Consider the following 14,309-nt stretch of genomic DNA (forward strand, 5'->3'; position numbering starts at 1 on the left):
CGAGCAGAAACACCCTGTGAACCTACTGCGATTACAGGGTTACACCATCCTGGCCTGCTAACCAAATGGCACGCCGTATTAATCTGACCATTTCTTACCCAACTACCCCCTTGCTCGAGCAACACAGGCCATATTACTCAGCAATATACTGCAATCTTTATGACATGATTCTGTCATATTCTGCCGTTAAGGTGCTGTGATTACGATGAAATAATGCTTGTGAGGCAAAAATGAAAAAGCAGTTAGCAGGAATAATAACGGCCGCAGCACTACTAAGCTTGTATGGTTGCCAATCGACTAGCGTGAAAGATAACGTTGCTACAATTCCAGATATGAACAACCAAGACCTTTATGAAGTGTCTCATGAAGGCCGTTACTATGTTTTTGATGACTTTAAGGTCTATCAAGAGTTCCTAACTGTAGGTGAAACATCGTACCGTAAAGTACTGATTGGCGGTGGCCCAAACGGTCAGACGTTAGTGTATGGACTACGCGGCGTTGATAAGAAAAAACTCAGCGGCGTAGCAGCAGAAGAGATGTTTAAAGGCTCATTACAAGCCGCTGACCCATTTTACGGTGAAATTCGTGCTGATGATGGCCGCTTATATGTTTTCGATAGCTTAGACGATATGAAAGCCATGCGTATGGTAGGTGAAGCGCCATACCGTTATACCGATATCGGTACAGGTCCCGACAAGCAAACCGTCGTTTATGTACTTAACAAACAAAATAAAAAATATAAGCCTGAAGCGCTAATGATGAAATTCAAGCAGCACTACAACTTATAACAAGACTACTCTAAAGCTCCCCCGTCATTTAAATTATTAGAAGTGACGGGGAGCTTACGTTACTACTCACTCTTGATACCCCTTATCATCATGGCTAACTCTCTTTTCTAGAATTGAGCCGCTTCCTAGTAACAACTCTTTGAGATAACGATTAAGTGATATATTTTAAATACATAACACTTTAATAAAGAATGATAAGTAATTGATTTTATTATTTAAAAATCAAAAATCATAATTTGCCATCCAATTTATCTCTGTTACACACTTTAAGACGCACTTTCATCTTTAGCTGGTGCCCCGAACTGATTTACCAAAAAACGTCATACCTAACGCCAACGCAAGAAAACCAATTTTTAAGATTACAGCAATCACATGAAGCACTTGCAGAAGAACTCTTTAACCGTAACAATTAGCTATTCTTAATTGAGAAGACTAATAATGCGTAAGTTTGAAGACTCTATCCCGTTACAATTGCTCAAAGCTCGCGAAGCATCCATGCAGTTTTTCCGTCCGCTATTACAGAAAAACAACCTAACCGAGCAGCAATGGCGTGTTCTTCGAGCACTGAAGGCTAACGACGAGCTTGAATCAAAACAACTCGCTGACCTTTGTTGCATTCTTAGCCCAAGTTTAACCGGTATCATTAAGCGGCTTGAGCAACAAGGTTTCATCGAGAGGCGCAAATCAGCGGAAGACCAGCGCCGTACACTTATAAAATTAACAGAGCAGGCTTTACAACTGTTCGAACAAATTAGCCCAGAAGTCGACGCACACTATCAATTATTTGCTGAGCGTTTTGGAGAAGACAAACTGGAGCAGCTTTCAAAGCTGTTACAAGAACTCGCCTCAATCAAGCCCTAATAATGCTTACTTTTACAAACCTGTATATCCACCGGGTTTGTAAAGTAACGCCTTAGCACCTCGCCCATATTACATTTCATATTCAATCAGCACGTTTGATTTTCACCTTCCCTATTGACAATAGATAATATGTTAACTAATCTCTCCATATACTTAATATATTAACTAATAATATTAGTCATCCATAAAACCACTAGGTGTAAAGCACACCATCAGATGGCATATACTGATAACAATACTAAGTGAGGTAACACAATGGGCGAAATTGTACTGGCAGCGAAAATAACTCACGTGCCAACGATGCTGTTATCGGAGCAACCCGGACGCTTGGAAGGCTGTCGCAAGCAAGCCATTGATGGGCATAAAGAGATTGCCCGTCGTGCCCGAGAAGCCGGTGCCGATACAATCGTGGTTATAGACACCCACTGGCTTGTGAACAACGGTTACCATATCAATTCTAATAGCCGTTTTAAAGGCAATTACACCAGCCACGAGTTCCCTCACTTTATTCAGAACATGGAGTACGACTACCAAGGAAACCCTGAACTTGGCGATTTAATAGCAAAAAAAGCAACAGATAAAGGCGTTTACACCCTCTCCCATCAAGTTGATTCGCTTACACTTGAATATGGCACCTTAGTGCCTATGTATTATATGAACGAGGAAGCTGATCTAAAAGTCGTCTCTATTTCTGGCTGGTGTAGCGTCCATAGTCTTGAGTCATCACGTATCCTTGGCGAAGCCATTCGTGAAGCGATTGAAGCCAGTGATAGTAAAGTCATGGTACTGGCTTCAGGCTCATTATCGCACCGGATTTGGGCTAATGACGATTACGAAGCAAACAACGGCACCTTTACTATCTCCAAAGAATTTAACCGCCAGGTAGACCTTCGCGTTTTAGATCTTTGGCAACAAGGTGATACCGCTACCTTCTTAAAGATGCTGCCTGACTATGCAAACCTTTGCTCTGGTGAAGGCGGTATGCACGATACAGCCATGCTATTTGGCGCACTGGGTTGGGATGAGTATCAAGGTAAGGGTGAGATCATTGGTGAATACTTCCCGAGCTCAGGCACAGGACAAGTAAACGTTGTTTTCAGCCTTTAATATTAAGAGGCCTTGCGCGAGCCTCATAAGAAAACTTAAGTAATGAAACCAATCGTTAAGAATACAGCGACTGCTGCAACACCGGTTTCATTACTCGCTGGCATGGCGATCGCAAGCCCTGTTGCACTCAATATATTTGCTCCTGTCATGCCGGAGCTGGCTGTTACATTTAACACCAGCACTTTCACTATCCAGCTAGGCTTTACCCTTTACCTTTTCACACTCGCTATTGGCCAGCTCATCAGTGGCCCTTTGGCTGATCGTTATGGCCGCAGGCCGGTACTGCTATGGGGGTTTATCCTGCATATCGCGGGGTGTTTACTCGGTATTATGGCTGCTGAAGCCTGGCAACTATTACTAGCACGCGTATTGCAAGCCGCCGGAGGCTGTACGGGTATGCTACTGGCACGCAGTATTGTTTTGGACCAACACGGAAAAGATCAAGCCGCAGGTATGCTCGGTTATATCACCTTGGGGATCGCTAGCGCACAAGCAATAGCCCCCACTATGGGGGGTTATCTTAGCCTACTTGCAGGTTGGCAAAGCGTGTTCTGGCTTTCGATGGCTCTGGGGTCAATCATATGGCTGGGAGCACTGCTGTACCTGCCTGAGTCAGATAAAATCGACCAGAATAGCAAAGGTTTCCTGGATAGCTTCAAACGCTACAACTGTGTTTTGTCTTCACCCGGTTACCTCTGGTACGCCCTATCCTGCACCATGATAGCGTGTGGTTTTTTTATCTTTATTACCAGCGCCCCCTTTGTTGTAGCTAAGCATATGCAAGGCAGCCCAGTAGATTATGGAAACTGGTTTATACTGGTCGCTGGTGGCTTCTGGTTAGGTAGCCTGACGGCAGGAAAAGTGTCCGCAAAAGCCGGCACCAACCGAATGATAAAACTGGGAAATTATATTTCGGGTGCTGGCAGCCTGCTAATGCTGGGGCTGTTCATAGTAGACTCACCCAGCTACTTGAGCTTATTCCTACCGATGGCCCTGTTCACTTTTGGCAGAGGCTTAAGTCAACCGAATGCCCAAGCCAGTGCCATATCCGCTACCAGCGGAGCCAAAGCTACTGCTACCGGCATGCTCGGCTTTCTTCAACTGTTGATTGGCTCACTCATGGCTCAGCTAACACCGCTACTCATGAAGATGGGACTGGTTGTACTGCCTCTTGTTCTATTGAGCATGGTTCTACTGGCAGCCTACTGCTATTACCGAGGTGTTAAGGCCTGTACTGCCTGCTAGCGTATGACCATTATTTTACTTCCCAAGGGGGATTGGGAGTCGTTGATTCAATCACATGATCGATAAAGGTTCTGACATTTCGGGCTAAGTATTTGTGAGAAGGATAAATAATATAAATGCTTTGCTTAGGGGGCGAGTAGTCGGCTAAGACCTGAATTAATTTCCCTTCTATTAATGACTCAAGAACCAATGGATGAGGCACTTGGGCAACCCCCATACCGTTATGAGCGGCTTCAACGACTAATTGCATATTATCAGCGGCATAGCGTCCTTTAACGGGAACCGACATTTCTCCTTCTTCAGTCATAAAACGCCAATGTTGATTTTTTAAGCCCCTTCCCATGATGACACAATCATGCTGACTCAAGTCATCAGGAAGAATTGGCGTGCCAGATTTTTCGAGATAATCAGGGCTAGCACAAAATATGCTCTGCTTAGGGCCAATGCGACGGGCAATAAGGCTAGAGTCCTTAAGGTCGCCGCTACGAAACGCAATATCTATGCGCTCCTCTATAAGATCTACATAGCGGTCTGTTACTTCCAATTCTATTTGAACATCTGGGTAGCGCCGTAGAAAGTCATTAATCCAGGGTTGCAAATAGTTCACGGCAAAATCCGTTGGCGAGGTAATCCTTAACAGGCCCGTTGGCATCGATCTGGACTCACTCGCCAGCGTAGTGGCTTCTTCAATACTTGCTAGGCTCTGCTGGCAACTTTCAAAATACTGCTGGCCAATGTCGGTCAAATGCAGTTTTCGCGTGGATCTTTGCAGTAGCCTCACGCCAAGTGCATCTTCAAGCTTTTGTACTTTTCGGCTCACCGTCGTTGAAGGCATGTTCAGTTGCTTGCTAGCGCCGACAAAACTTCCCGCCTCGACAACTTTTATAAAGACATAAACCTCATTGAAATCAACCATTCACCAACCACTCACAATTATGGGATAGATAAAACCAACTATACCATCTAATCAGGTAATCAAATATGAAATACCATGGTCCCATCGTTAGTACTTAGGAGGATCAACACATGAGCCGCTCAATAATAGAAATCAGAAACGGTCATCAGCATGGCCCTATTACCAGCTTTATTAACCAGAAGAATGTTCAGCAACTTAACCCTTTTGTGCTGTGGGATCACTTTCAGACAGAAGGTCTGAAAGGCACCACAGGGTTTGGCTTTCATGGGCACTCAGGGGTAGCCACTATTTCTTACCCCGTAATCGGCGACATCGTCCACGAAGATACCGATGGCAACCAAGGCAAGCTAGAAGCCGGCGGCGTGCAGTTAATGGCGTCTGGTGCCGGTGTTTTACATAAAGAAACTGTTTATCCCAACAAAGGTGTAACCGACGCTTTCCAACTGTGGACTCTATTACCTCAGGATGAGGTCGAGATGGGTCCGGTGTCCTATTCACTCGCACAGAAAAAGCTGGCTCCTGTTGTTACGACGCCTGTTAGCAAGACGAAGATCCTGATAGGACAGCATTCTGGTGCTGTTAGCCCTGCTAAACACAGTGTCGATATTACCTATCTTGAGGTCGAGATTACGCCCAATGGCACATGGCAGCATGCAGTAAAAAAGGGCCAGACCAGCGGTTTTATTTATGTTCGCTCAGGCGAAATATCCCTCAATAATAGTTTGCTTCAAGCAACCCATCTAGGAGTGCTCAACCCATCAGACGCTGATCTTAGCCTAACCGCGGGTGACTCAGGTGCCGTCATTATGGTTGCTTTAGGGCAGCCCCTTGAGCAACCCATTATCAGCTCAGGCTCATCAATGCATTCCAGCCAGGAACGCCTAAACGTAGGCGCTCATAACATTCATCGTTTAACCCAAGCGCTTGATGCAACACCCAAAAGAGCAATTTAAGTCTGAAAAAGCCTAAAAATGGCTGAGTACTTAATCAACTATCGAGGTCTATTATGAAATCACCATTATTCACACCTGAAAATTCCGCCATGTTATTAGTCGACCATCAGGAAGGCACTATGGGCTGGGTCGGATCTGCAAGCCTGAAAGAGATTAAAATGAATACGATTGCGCTAGCACGTGCTGCTGATGCGGTCGGTATGCCATTAATTCTAACCTCCAGTATGGAAGATCAAGCACAAGGCCCTCTGTTTGAGGAGCTGCAACTGGCAGTGCCAGACGCTTACGCGAATCGTGTATTGCGAGGAGGCGTTGTCGACTCAATGAAAGATGAAGGATTTGCCAAAGCAGTCGCAGATACCGAACGTAAAAATTTGATTATCGCCGGTATTACTACCGATGTTTGCGTGGTGTATCCCGCCATCACTGCCGTATCAGAGGGCTACAATGTACAGGTTGTCGTTGATGGTTCAGGCTCACCAACTCAGATCGCCGATGAGACAGCGTTGCGCCGTATGGAAAGCAATGGCGTAACATTAACAACAACTAACCAGTTGATAGCAGAGCTTGCTCAAGACTGGAGTAGTGAAAACGGCCAAAAACTGATGCAGGTATTATTTGAAGAAATTTTGTCGAAACAACACTAATCGTTGTTCAGTATGAAATAACTCCCAAGCACTTTTTCAGTTACGTACATTTGAAAAGGTGTTTGGCCAAGCTCCAGGAAACTTGGCTTTATACGATATACCGTTAAATGTCTCTATAAAGGCATCATAAATCCCTTCTTGTACCAATAGGCTTAGCACACTGCTTTATCAGCAGCTTGCCGACATTGAGCCAGCGAAAGACTATAGCTGATACGAAGGCGCTGGATTTTAGAGCGTGATTTTTTGTTGTTGTGCCTTAATCTGTTTTTCTATCGCCATTACTGTAGGAATCAATTTCTCTTTTTTAATTTTATCAAAAACTTTATCCATCATCCTACTTATGCCATTTTTCCGGTCTTCAACAGGATCATGATAAAGAGATAATGCCGTTTCAACTTCCTCTGTAAACTCAAAAGCTTCAACAATATTGTTCCCTGAAACAATTCTTACTTTGAGAGTATGGTTCTCTGTCAGTACTGCAGGGATAAGTAAAAGGGTTGAAGCAGAAACCATCGTTTTAGCAAAACCTTTCCCCGTATTTATCTCTGGTTGCTCCCATGAATACTTTACTTGGACTGTAACTGGCCACCTTCTAAAACTTGTTTCTACATCCGAAAAAAGACCGGATTGCTCAAAGCTATCGTAAATATGTTCAACAACATTAGCTTCGTGCATAGCTACATATCTACCGGCATCAACATCTAAATTAATAGCAATGTATTTATCTTTTTGATCAACCAAATAGTTCTTTGTAACAGCTTTGGGACTTGCGCAACCAGATACAAAAATGGCCACTAAAAGAGTTAAAATTAGCTTTTTCATCATACGCCTTATGTTGATGTTGTTTACTCATGTATTGATTTTTACCAACCACTAAAGACTACCCAATACACACTATAAGTCTGTAGAGGCTATACCAAGCGGGTGGCGGACTGCATATGCGGCTTACACACAGACTACTTAGAATGCACGGCTTTAAAGATCATTTATAATGCTGGCTGCATCTGTCATTTTCCTCCTTTGAAAATAAGCATGCGCGTTTTGATGATATTAGCTTGCGCAGTATCTTATCTGCACTTTTCCTTATTGAGTGATAATGCATAACTTTCTTCTCAAATACCAGAGCAAACCTCTCGCAGAAGAGAAACCATAAGCACAAAATACGCACGCCATTAACGAAAGTGAAAACAGAGGGTAGGAATGCCCATAAAATCGCTCCTACTTATAGGCAAGAAGGCTAACCCCCGTTGACTAAAAGCAGGCTTGTTATCTATTTAAAGCGGCGCAGCGCAGGTATCGTACTAAACAGGAGTGCTAGCTTTAGCTAGCAAACGTAATGAAGCAACAAGGGTCAGCGTAATGAGACATAACATGAAACCTATTAACGCTTTGCTGGCTGTGCTTATTGCCGCTCTCGTTCTTGTGGGTTGTGACAGTACAGAAGAGCCTAAGCAAGTGTCTTTGGCGATGCTAACAGAAAGTGCTGCTAGTTTTGATAACAGCCAAATCATCACCCGAGGCATAGTTCGCAGCTTCGAGGCACCTTTACACTACTGGATAGAGGACGAAGATTTAAACCGTGTCGAGATTTTCCCTCAAGAGAGAGTGGCTTTGTTTTTGGGCGAAATGGTATTAATTGAAGGCCACTTCCGCTTCTCGGCGACTGAAGGTCGGCGGCTAACACTGACCAAGATCACGCGGGAGTAAAAAATGGCTTAACCCAAATAAGCCACCCATTGAGAATTGGATTGGCCTGCGAACCGTTTGAAAAATTTCCGACAAAACCTAATACTGAGACACTAACACCGCTAGGGCCTGAACCGTCAGCAAAGAGTAGAGTAGGTCTTCGATACAATCATCATCTTCAGGGAATACGGCCACACCAATACTGGCCGAGGTAACCAGTAACTTCCCCACCACTTCTATAGGCTGGTGTAAGCAGGTAGTAGGGCTCACTTTTTTGGAAGGCTTCTCTAGTCACTGTTCGTCTAATGATATAAGAGAATTAGGAGCAAAAAGGCCGATTAGCCCGTTATTTTCTTATTCAGTCTTTTGTGCCAATAGGGTCGCAAACTGTAGTTTCGCACCATTGTGCATAGTGCCCACATCTTCATTGTACTTAATAAGCTCCCACCCTGTATAAGCCTCCCGCAGTTGCTCCGTTTGTAGAGTAAAAGGGAAAGGCACTGGGCATGGGTGTTCTTCTGTGCTCATCGCGCACACAATCAGGTTATAGCCGCCGGTATCTGTATGCTGTTGCATATCGGCAATAACTGCATCCACACGAGATGGGTCGACAAACATTAAGGTGACAGTACAGGCAATAAAACCATAGTCTTTATCAAGGCTAGCACTGTTAATGTCATACACCTGTGCCTTAATATTATTTATACCCTCTTGGGTGATAATGCTTTGCAGCATATCAATGGCGCCAGGGTTGTTATCTATGGCGGTAGTATTGAACCCGAGCTGACTTAGGTATATAGCATTGCGCCCATTCGAGCAGCCCATATCCAAGGTATCACAGGGCTCAATAATTTTACTCGCATCGACTACTTCACTATGGGCAGGATTTAAGCCGTAACGGCTATTTAGATCAGCTATCATGGTAACCACTTTGATTTTGGAATAAGGGGTAATATCTTACTACTGCACGTTATTTCTTGTCCGCTAGTTTCTTATGAATGTTGTTCATCCGATAATTACGCTCTGGGTGTAGCTCGATCATTTCAAAACCGATACTCATCCAGCATTTATCAAATACTGGTTTAAGGTACGCGGTAAAGGTTTCAAACACCTTATCAGATGCGGCCTTAAGCACTTCAGGCTCACGCCCTGCTCCCACTTTTGCTGTTAAATGAACAAAGGTATTTTCTGGGTCACCTTCACCAATACGAAAATGCTCACAACGAACAGCCCGTGTCCGTATACCCCCGATTGGGAATACACCGGTAGATATGGCTGTTTCATTCAGCTTTTCGAATAACCCCGGAATGTCCAAATCATCATCAAGATTAGCTGAGTATTCCATAATAAAATGCGGCATTGTGTCTCCTGCGCACCTAAAAACAGGTGCCAATTATCATCGTATAAAATAAAAAAAACGTACCATTACCTATAGTAGGCAACTGCACGCTTGATAACGAAATAATACGCTTAACGGTTTAAACCACCGATACAGATATATTTTGTCTCAAGGTAGTCATCCAGCCCGTACTTAGAACCCTCACGCCCCTGCCCAGACTCTTTCACGCCGCCGAACGGAATCGCTTCTGAGCTAATGGCTGTTTCGTTCACGCCCACCATACCGTAGTCGATACTTTCTGATACACGCCAGATACGCCCCATGTTTTCAGTATAAACATAGGCGGCCAGACCAAATTCAGTATCATTGGCCATACGGATGGCGTCTTCTTCAGAGGAGAATTTAAACACAGGCGCTACCGGGCCAAATATCTCTTCACGGAACACCCGCATTTGATCATTTACATTGGTCAGAATAGTCGGCTGATAAAAACATGCCCCTTGCGTACCCGGCTGGCCGCCGATAACAACATGAGCACCCTCTTCTACCGCTTGCTGCACTTTGGCATGTATATCATTAGCCGCTTTTTCTGTGATCACAGGCCCGTGTGTTGTCTCGCTATCAACACCGTTACCAATTCGGAAATGGCTAACCGCTGCTGTAAATTTCTCTACAAAGGCATCATAAATCCCTTCTTGTACCAACAAGCGGTTAGCACAGATGCAGGTTTGGCCTGAGTTGCGATATTTAGCAGCCAACGCACCCGCTACCGCTAAATCCAAGTCAGCATCATCAAAGATGATAACCGGCGCATTGCCACCTAATTCCATAGAGGTACGCTTCACGGTGTCTGCACACTGCTTCATCAACAGCTTACCGACAGGCGTTGAGCCCGTAAAAGTGACTTTTTTAACCGTCTTGTTAGAGGTCATCTCCCCACCGATAGCTGGTGCATCCAACCCAGGAAGAACATTCAGCAAGCCTGCGGGCAACCCAGCACGCTTAGCCAACTCAGCCAGTGCCAGCGCAGATAGCGGGGTTTCGGCAGCGGGTTTTAGTACCATAGCGCAACCCACGGCTAGTGCGGGTGCGGCTTTGCGGGTGATCATCGCATTAGGGAAGTTCCACGGCGTAATTGCTGCGACAACTCCGATAGGTTGCTTAATAACAACACCACGACGGTCTGATGGTGACGGGATGATATCGCCATATACGCGCTTACCCTCTTCTGCAAACCACTTTAAATAGGATGCTCCGTAGGCTATTTCTCCACGGGATTCAGCCAGTGTTTTGCCCTGCTCAGCTGTCATTATGATTGCTAGGTCTTCCGTGTTAGCCAGAATCAAGTGATGCCACTCTTCCAACACCTCGCTACGTTGCTTTGGCGCTAACGCCTGCCAACCGGCTAATGCTTTATCTGCCGCGTCTATTGCACGCGTTGTTTCAACAGCACCCACACTCACTACATCGGCTAGTTTCTCACCCGTGGCCGGATTGGTTACAGCAAAAGTCTCGCCCTTATCACCGTTTACCCACTCGCCATTAATAAAAGCCTGTGCTTTTAACAAAGAGGAATCTTTTAGTTCAAATGTCATAGCAATCTCTTCTAACGTTATGGGCAATACCGACCCTGTGAAAGTTATGAGATATACAGTAATTCAATTTACTTAATAAGTTAAGTAGTTTTTGAATTGGACTGATTGAAGATCGCTTTTTGGCACCTCAACAAGCTGTGCTACAAGCTCGATTTTATGAGCGTTTATACCATCTGTTTTCACTTGCTCTGATTACGTACGTGTTTACCACTAATTGCTTGTCTTTTTAGCACGGCTTGCACTGGTATTTTAGAAGGAAGTTGTGCACTATCAGATAGATAAGGAAGAGCGCAGGTAAGATACTGCACAAACTAAGATCATCAAAACGCACACGCTTATTTTCAACGGAGGAAAATGACAGATGCAGTCAAAAAATCTTTATTTATCAATCCCCTCCACAGGTATCCACTTTAAGCATTTTGCCCGTAAATGCTCAGTGCATCACTGTAAGGTATGTTTGGCCGGTAACGATACACTAAGTATCGTCAGTAGAATGAATAATCTACAGCGGTAGTTCCAAAATGGAGAAGGCTACATGACAACGAAGAAAACAAAGGAATGCATTACGTGTAGTCTTGTTCTTAATTGTGAATTCTTTTCATATGATAATAGTAGATTGCTTTCATGATGAAAATTACAAACATACAGGCTAATTGTGGCGATAGCTTCTTAATTGAGGATACAGATGACCCAAGAAAACTGTTGTTGGATTGTGGATTCAAGTTCACCTATCAATATAAAATCAAGCAGCTAACATCGAGTGTTGATTATCTAATTCTGACTCACTCAGATGAAGACCACATTCATGGAGCGATTCCTCTAATTGAAGAAACGCCCCACAAATTTACGGTTGGAAAAGTGTACGTCAATGTACCAAGCTCGTATGAGGTTGGAGCAGAGGGTGGAAACATTTCCATTCATCAAGCAATTACACTTGAAAACCTACTTAACAAAAAAGAGATATCTTACCAAGGTCTTCTGGCAGGTATGACAGTAAATATATCCGAAAATATTAGCTTAGAGATTATTTCGCCATCCAAAGAAGATTTAGAATACTTTATTAACAAATACAAGGAAGTTAAGGAGTCATCTAGTCCAGATCCAATATCAAAAACCAGTATTATCATTCCGCTTGAGGAGCTAGCAGGAAATAAAGATGCGTATAAGTCCAAGAAGTCTGACTTTACCAATGCCGCATCAATAGCATTCATACTCAAGTACAAAGACAGAAACCTTCTATTTCTAGGAGATGCACACCCTACAGTTGTTACTGATTATCTAGAAGCCAGAGGTTTCTCAGAAAGCAAAAGATATGCCTTTGATTACATCAAGCTTTCACATCATGGCAGCGTTACAAGTATATCTGAAAAGTTTATTTCAATGATTAGTTGCTCTAACTATATAGTGAGTACTAATGGTGGTAAAGCTCGAAGTATGCACCCTAGTAGAGAAACCTTAGCAAAATTGGCATTGAATGTTGAACGAAACGGCGGCAACGATATTAATTTTTTCTTCAATTATCCCGTTGAAGAAATCACTGCTAGAAATGGCCTATTAATTAGCTCAGAAGAAATGAATAAGCACAAAATAAAACTAATTGAACAAAGTAGCTTCTATATAAAATGAATGAATTAGACGTACTCCCAAAAACCTGCGTACAGATCTACAAGTCTGAAATATATCATGGATCAGGAGTATTGGTTGAAGCTGGTGGCGTATTTTATGTATTCAGTGCAGCTCATGTTATTAGCCAAGATATTAGCAAACCTTTAACGCTTGAAGGTTTCTATGGTGTATCAGAGAAATATGGAAAAATAGAATTTGATATATTGGTAGGGAAACACAATGCGAATCAGGTAAACGATATTGCTGTTATAGCCATTAATCAGAAACAGAAGTTTCCAAACTTCCCCCCCGTAAGGTTTTGTGAAGATATTAGCTTTCCTGAAAACTCATATGTTTTCAGGGGAACGCAAAAATCTATAGCCTTAAAAGCTCATACAGTAGCTCCATGCTATCTGGATACTTCTACCTGTGATGAGGGCCTGTTCTGCCTAAAAGTTCCTCTCGATGCCTACGCAGATATGAAAGGTAATGTAGGAGCAGATGTGATGGGCGGATATTCAGGAAGCGGAGTATTCATAAAAGGAACTGATAACATTTATTTGGTCGGTATAGCTCAAAATATAGATAAAGACGACTTCATTGGCGTAAATTGTCGTTCTATTAAAGCTATTAAAGATTCATTTCTACCTAGCATGGAGATCTCAGAGTTTCATGGGGGGAACGCTCAATTGAAACTGAACATTGCTGAGATTAAAAGAAACGTTACTCAAGGAATGATAGATGAAAGAAAAAAGCCAATGAGTATGGGGATGTTGAGAATCTAACTCGAAAGATGGATTCATTCATAGAAGATTGGACACCTGAAGACTTAGATGGATTTATAAGCGACATATTAGTATGGGAAGATATTGAACATTCTAAAATAAGAAACCACAGCTCATATCGTGACCTTATTGAAAATGCTAAAGCGATATGGGCATCAGGAAACAAAAAGTACCAAGTGAGCAGTATTCAGCAAGGTAACGTGCGTTTCCATAAAATTTTAGATGAGCTTACTCAATTACTAAAGGAAGAGCTAGATGGCACCTCAATTAAATCGAGCAGTTCAGTTATCGCTGCAGGAGAGGTCGCTCGACTATTAGCAAATTGCACTTTGGATCTTAAGAAATGAGTATAGAAATTCAGCTAAAGCCCCAATTCCTCGATAGTGCTCCTGATAATAGCACGCTAACACATCTAGCGATTATATGTGGCGCTTTAAAACACTGCCTTGGAAACGCCAAGACTATGTCCTTTATAAAGTTAGCTTACATATTTGATAAGGCCATAAATCTAGAAGCTAATGCGTTCGCCTCTAAGATAACGTTATCTCCTTGGAATATTGATAACGACTTTAAAAAGTCGCTCATAATGGCAGAATCCATTGGATTTATAGAGCTACTAACTGATAAATCTAAAGAAATTAGAATATCTCTCATCGACAAGGGTGAAATATACCTTAGTTCAGTTGAGACCCATCAGGCGTTTGTGAACTATTTAGAGTATTTGAAGGAAAGTAAGATTCCTGAAAATAGATTCGATAATCCGATTATTAGAAGTTAAAAAA

At 43.1% G+C, this 14,309-nt stretch carries 17 protein-coding genes; 11 read left to right on the top strand and 6 right to left on the bottom strand.

What is annotated here, in order from left to right; all coding sequences use genetic code 11:
• Nucleotides 1-230 precede the first annotated feature (230 nt).
• The 4 genes from NEJAP_RS10070 (at nucleotide 231) to NEJAP_RS10085 (ending at nucleotide 4,001) form a co-directional block, all read left to right on the top strand.
• Nucleotides 231-788, top strand: a complete 558-nt coding sequence (locus tag NEJAP_RS10070; RefSeq protein ID WP_201347123.1) for a hypothetical protein — start codon at nucleotides 231-233, stop codon at nucleotides 786-788.
• A gap of 438 nt (nucleotides 789-1,226) precedes the next feature.
• Entirely contained in the window at nucleotides 1,227-1,649 is a 423-nt protein-coding gene (hpaR, locus tag NEJAP_RS10075; protein ID WP_201347124.1) for a homoprotocatechuate degradation operon regulator HpaR, read from the top strand.
• Nucleotides 1,650-1,904: 255 nt separating this feature from the next.
• Nucleotides 1,905-2,756 (top strand): 3,4-dihydroxyphenylacetate 2,3-dioxygenase, encoded by an 852-nt coding sequence (gene hpaD, locus NEJAP_RS10080; RefSeq protein ID WP_201347125.1) that lies wholly within the window; start codon nucleotides 1,905-1,907, stop codon nucleotides 2,754-2,756.
• Between the two features lie 42 nt (nucleotides 2,757-2,798).
• The gene (locus tag NEJAP_RS10085; protein WP_201347126.1) at nucleotides 2,799-4,001 is read left to right on the top strand and encodes a multidrug effflux MFS transporter; all 1,203 of its coding nucleotides are present in this window, start codon (nucleotides 2,799-2,801) and stop codon (nucleotides 3,999-4,001) included.
• A 10-nt stretch (nucleotides 4,002-4,011) separates the two neighbouring features.
• On the opposite strand, the gene NEJAP_RS10090 is transcribed toward NEJAP_RS10085, so the two are convergent.
• Complete coding sequence (locus NEJAP_RS10090; protein ID WP_201347127.1) at nucleotides 4,012-4,917, bottom strand: LysR family transcriptional regulator; 906 nt, start codon at nucleotides 4,915-4,917, stop codon at nucleotides 4,012-4,014.
• 110 nt (nucleotides 4,918-5,027) lie between these two features.
• Here NEJAP_RS10090 and NEJAP_RS10095 point away from each other — a divergent pair, with 110 nt between their 5' ends.
• Together NEJAP_RS10095 and NEJAP_RS10100 are read left to right on the top strand one after the other, a co-directional pair.
• Nucleotides 5,028-5,870: a pirin family protein gene (locus tag NEJAP_RS10095; protein WP_201347128.1), complete on the top strand. Its 843-nt coding sequence runs from the start codon at nucleotides 5,028-5,030 to the stop codon at nucleotides 5,868-5,870.
• 53 nt (nucleotides 5,871-5,923) lie between these two features.
• The gene (locus NEJAP_RS10100) at nucleotides 5,924-6,517 is read left to right on the top strand and encodes an isochorismatase family protein (protein WP_201347129.1); all 594 of its coding nucleotides are present in this window, start codon (nucleotides 5,924-5,926) and stop codon (nucleotides 6,515-6,517) included.
• A 228-nt stretch (nucleotides 6,518-6,745) separates the two neighbouring features.
• On the opposite strand, the gene NEJAP_RS10105 is transcribed toward NEJAP_RS10100, so the two are convergent.
• Entirely contained in the window at nucleotides 6,746-7,339 is a 594-nt protein-coding gene (locus tag NEJAP_RS10105) for a hypothetical protein (protein ID WP_201347130.1), read from the bottom strand.
• A 549-nt stretch (nucleotides 7,340-7,888) separates the two neighbouring features.
• Between NEJAP_RS10105 and NEJAP_RS10110 the strand changes: the two genes are divergently transcribed.
• Nucleotides 7,889-8,224: a hypothetical protein gene (locus NEJAP_RS10110; protein WP_236590889.1), complete on the top strand. Its 336-nt coding sequence runs from the start codon at nucleotides 7,889-7,891 to the stop codon at nucleotides 8,222-8,224.
• A 78-nt stretch (nucleotides 8,225-8,302) separates the two neighbouring features.
• Here the strand turns inward: NEJAP_RS10110 and NEJAP_RS10115 are convergent, their stop codons facing one another.
• The 4 genes from NEJAP_RS10115 to NEJAP_RS10130 all read right to left on the bottom strand — a co-directional run bounded on the left by NEJAP_RS10115 (nucleotide 8,303) and on the right by NEJAP_RS10130 (nucleotide 11,137).
• Nucleotides 8,303-8,473 carry a hypothetical protein gene (locus NEJAP_RS10115; RefSeq protein ID WP_201347132.1) on the bottom strand — a complete coding sequence of 57 codons (171 nt, stop codon included), beginning with the start codon at nucleotides 8,471-8,473 and terminating at the stop codon, nucleotides 8,303-8,305.
• Between the two features lie 84 nt (nucleotides 8,474-8,557).
• Nucleotides 8,558-9,124: a tellurite resistance methyltransferase TehB gene (gene tehB / locus NEJAP_RS10120; protein ID WP_201347133.1), complete on the bottom strand. Its 567-nt coding sequence runs from the start codon at nucleotides 9,122-9,124 to the stop codon at nucleotides 8,558-8,560.
• Between the two features lie 49 nt (nucleotides 9,125-9,173).
• Nucleotides 9,174-9,563 (bottom strand): 5-carboxymethyl-2-hydroxymuconate Delta-isomerase, encoded by a 390-nt coding sequence (locus NEJAP_RS10125; RefSeq protein WP_201347134.1) that lies wholly within the window; start codon nucleotides 9,561-9,563, stop codon nucleotides 9,174-9,176.
• A gap of 110 nt (nucleotides 9,564-9,673) precedes the next feature.
• Nucleotides 9,674-11,137: an NAD-dependent succinate-semialdehyde dehydrogenase gene (locus tag NEJAP_RS10130; protein ID WP_201347135.1), complete on the bottom strand. Its 1,464-nt coding sequence runs from the start codon at nucleotides 11,135-11,137 to the stop codon at nucleotides 9,674-9,676.
• Between the two features lie 624 nt (nucleotides 11,138-11,761).
• Between NEJAP_RS10130 and NEJAP_RS10135 the strand changes: the two genes are divergently transcribed.
• From NEJAP_RS10135 to NEJAP_RS10150, 4 genes are read left to right on the top strand one after another with little or no spacing between them, the layout of a single operon-like run.
• A complete protein-coding gene (locus NEJAP_RS10135; RefSeq protein WP_201347136.1) occupies nucleotides 11,762-12,763 on the top strand; it encodes a ComEC/Rec2 family competence protein in 1,002 nt (333 codons plus the stop codon).
• The gene (locus NEJAP_RS10140; RefSeq protein WP_201347137.1) at nucleotides 12,760-13,527 is read left to right on the top strand and encodes a hypothetical protein; all 768 of its coding nucleotides are present in this window, start codon (nucleotides 12,760-12,762) and stop codon (nucleotides 13,525-13,527) included. The genes NEJAP_RS10135 and NEJAP_RS10140 overlap by 4 nt, the downstream gene beginning before the upstream one ends.
• Before the next feature lie 8 nt (nucleotides 13,528-13,535).
• Nucleotides 13,536-13,874 (top strand): hypothetical protein, encoded by a 339-nt coding sequence (locus tag NEJAP_RS10145; protein ID WP_201347138.1) that lies wholly within the window; start codon nucleotides 13,536-13,538, stop codon nucleotides 13,872-13,874.
• Nucleotides 13,871-14,305: a hypothetical protein gene (locus tag NEJAP_RS10150; protein ID WP_201347139.1), complete on the top strand. Its 435-nt coding sequence runs from the start codon at nucleotides 13,871-13,873 to the stop codon at nucleotides 14,303-14,305. Before NEJAP_RS10145 ends, NEJAP_RS10150 begins: the two co-directional genes overlap by 4 nt.
• Nucleotides 14,306-14,309: the final 4 nt, after the last annotated feature.

Origin of the sequence: Neptunomonas japonica JAMM 1380 (genome assembly GCF_016592555.1) — a bacterium.
In the GTDB taxonomy this organism is placed as follows: domain Bacteria; phylum Pseudomonadota; class Gammaproteobacteria; order Pseudomonadales; family Balneatricaceae; genus Neptunomonas; species Neptunomonas japonica_A.

Bases quoted from the DNA above. Each gene is read 5' to 3' on its own strand.
- hpaR (WP_201347124.1), top strand. From the start codon at position 1,227: ATGCGTAAGTTTGAAGACTCTATCCCGTTACAATTGCTCAAAGCTCGC.
- NEJAP_RS10145 (WP_201347138.1), top strand. From the start codon at position 13,536: ATGGATTCATTCATAGAAGATTGGACACCTGAAGACTTAGATGGATTT.
- NEJAP_RS10135 (WP_201347136.1), top strand. From the start codon at position 11,762: ATGATGAAAATTACAAACATACAGGCTAATTGTGGCGATAGCTTCTTA.
- NEJAP_RS10110 (WP_236590889.1), top strand. From the start codon at position 7,889: ATGAAACCTATTAACGCTTTGCTGGCTGTGCTTATTGCCGCTCTCGTT.
- NEJAP_RS10140 (WP_201347137.1), top strand. From the start codon at position 12,760: ATGAATGAATTAGACGTACTCCCAAAAACCTGCGTACAGATCTACAAG.
- NEJAP_RS10100 (WP_201347129.1), top strand. From the start codon at position 5,924: ATGAAATCACCATTATTCACACCTGAAAATTCCGCCATGTTATTAGTC.
- NEJAP_RS10090 (WP_201347127.1), bottom strand. From the start codon at position 4,917: ATGGTTGATTTCAATGAGGTTTATGTCTTTATAAAAGTTGTCGAGGCG.
- NEJAP_RS10095 (WP_201347128.1), top strand. From the start codon at position 5,028: ATGAGCCGCTCAATAATAGAAATCAGAAACGGTCATCAGCATGGCCCT.
- NEJAP_RS10070 (WP_201347123.1), top strand. From the start codon at position 231: ATGAAAAAGCAGTTAGCAGGAATAATAACGGCCGCAGCACTACTAAGC.
- NEJAP_RS10085 (WP_201347126.1), top strand. From the start codon at position 2,799: ATGAAACCAATCGTTAAGAATACAGCGACTGCTGCAACACCGGTTTCA.
- NEJAP_RS10105 (WP_201347130.1), bottom strand. From the start codon at position 7,339: ATGAAAAAGCTAATTTTAACTCTTTTAGTGGCCATTTTTGTATCTGGT.
- NEJAP_RS10130 (WP_201347135.1), bottom strand. From the start codon at position 11,137: ATGACATTTGAACTAAAAGATTCCTCTTTGTTAAAAGCACAGGCTTTT.
- NEJAP_RS10150 (WP_201347139.1), top strand. From the start codon at position 13,871: ATGAGTATAGAAATTCAGCTAAAGCCCCAATTCCTCGATAGTGCTCCT.
- NEJAP_RS10125 (WP_201347134.1), bottom strand. From the start codon at position 9,563: ATGCCGCATTTTATTATGGAATACTCAGCTAATCTTGATGATGATTTG.
- hpaD (WP_201347125.1), top strand. From the start codon at position 1,905: ATGGGCGAAATTGTACTGGCAGCGAAAATAACTCACGTGCCAACGATG.
- tehB (WP_201347133.1), bottom strand. From the start codon at position 9,124: ATGATAGCTGATCTAAATAGCCGTTACGGCTTAAATCCTGCCCATAGT.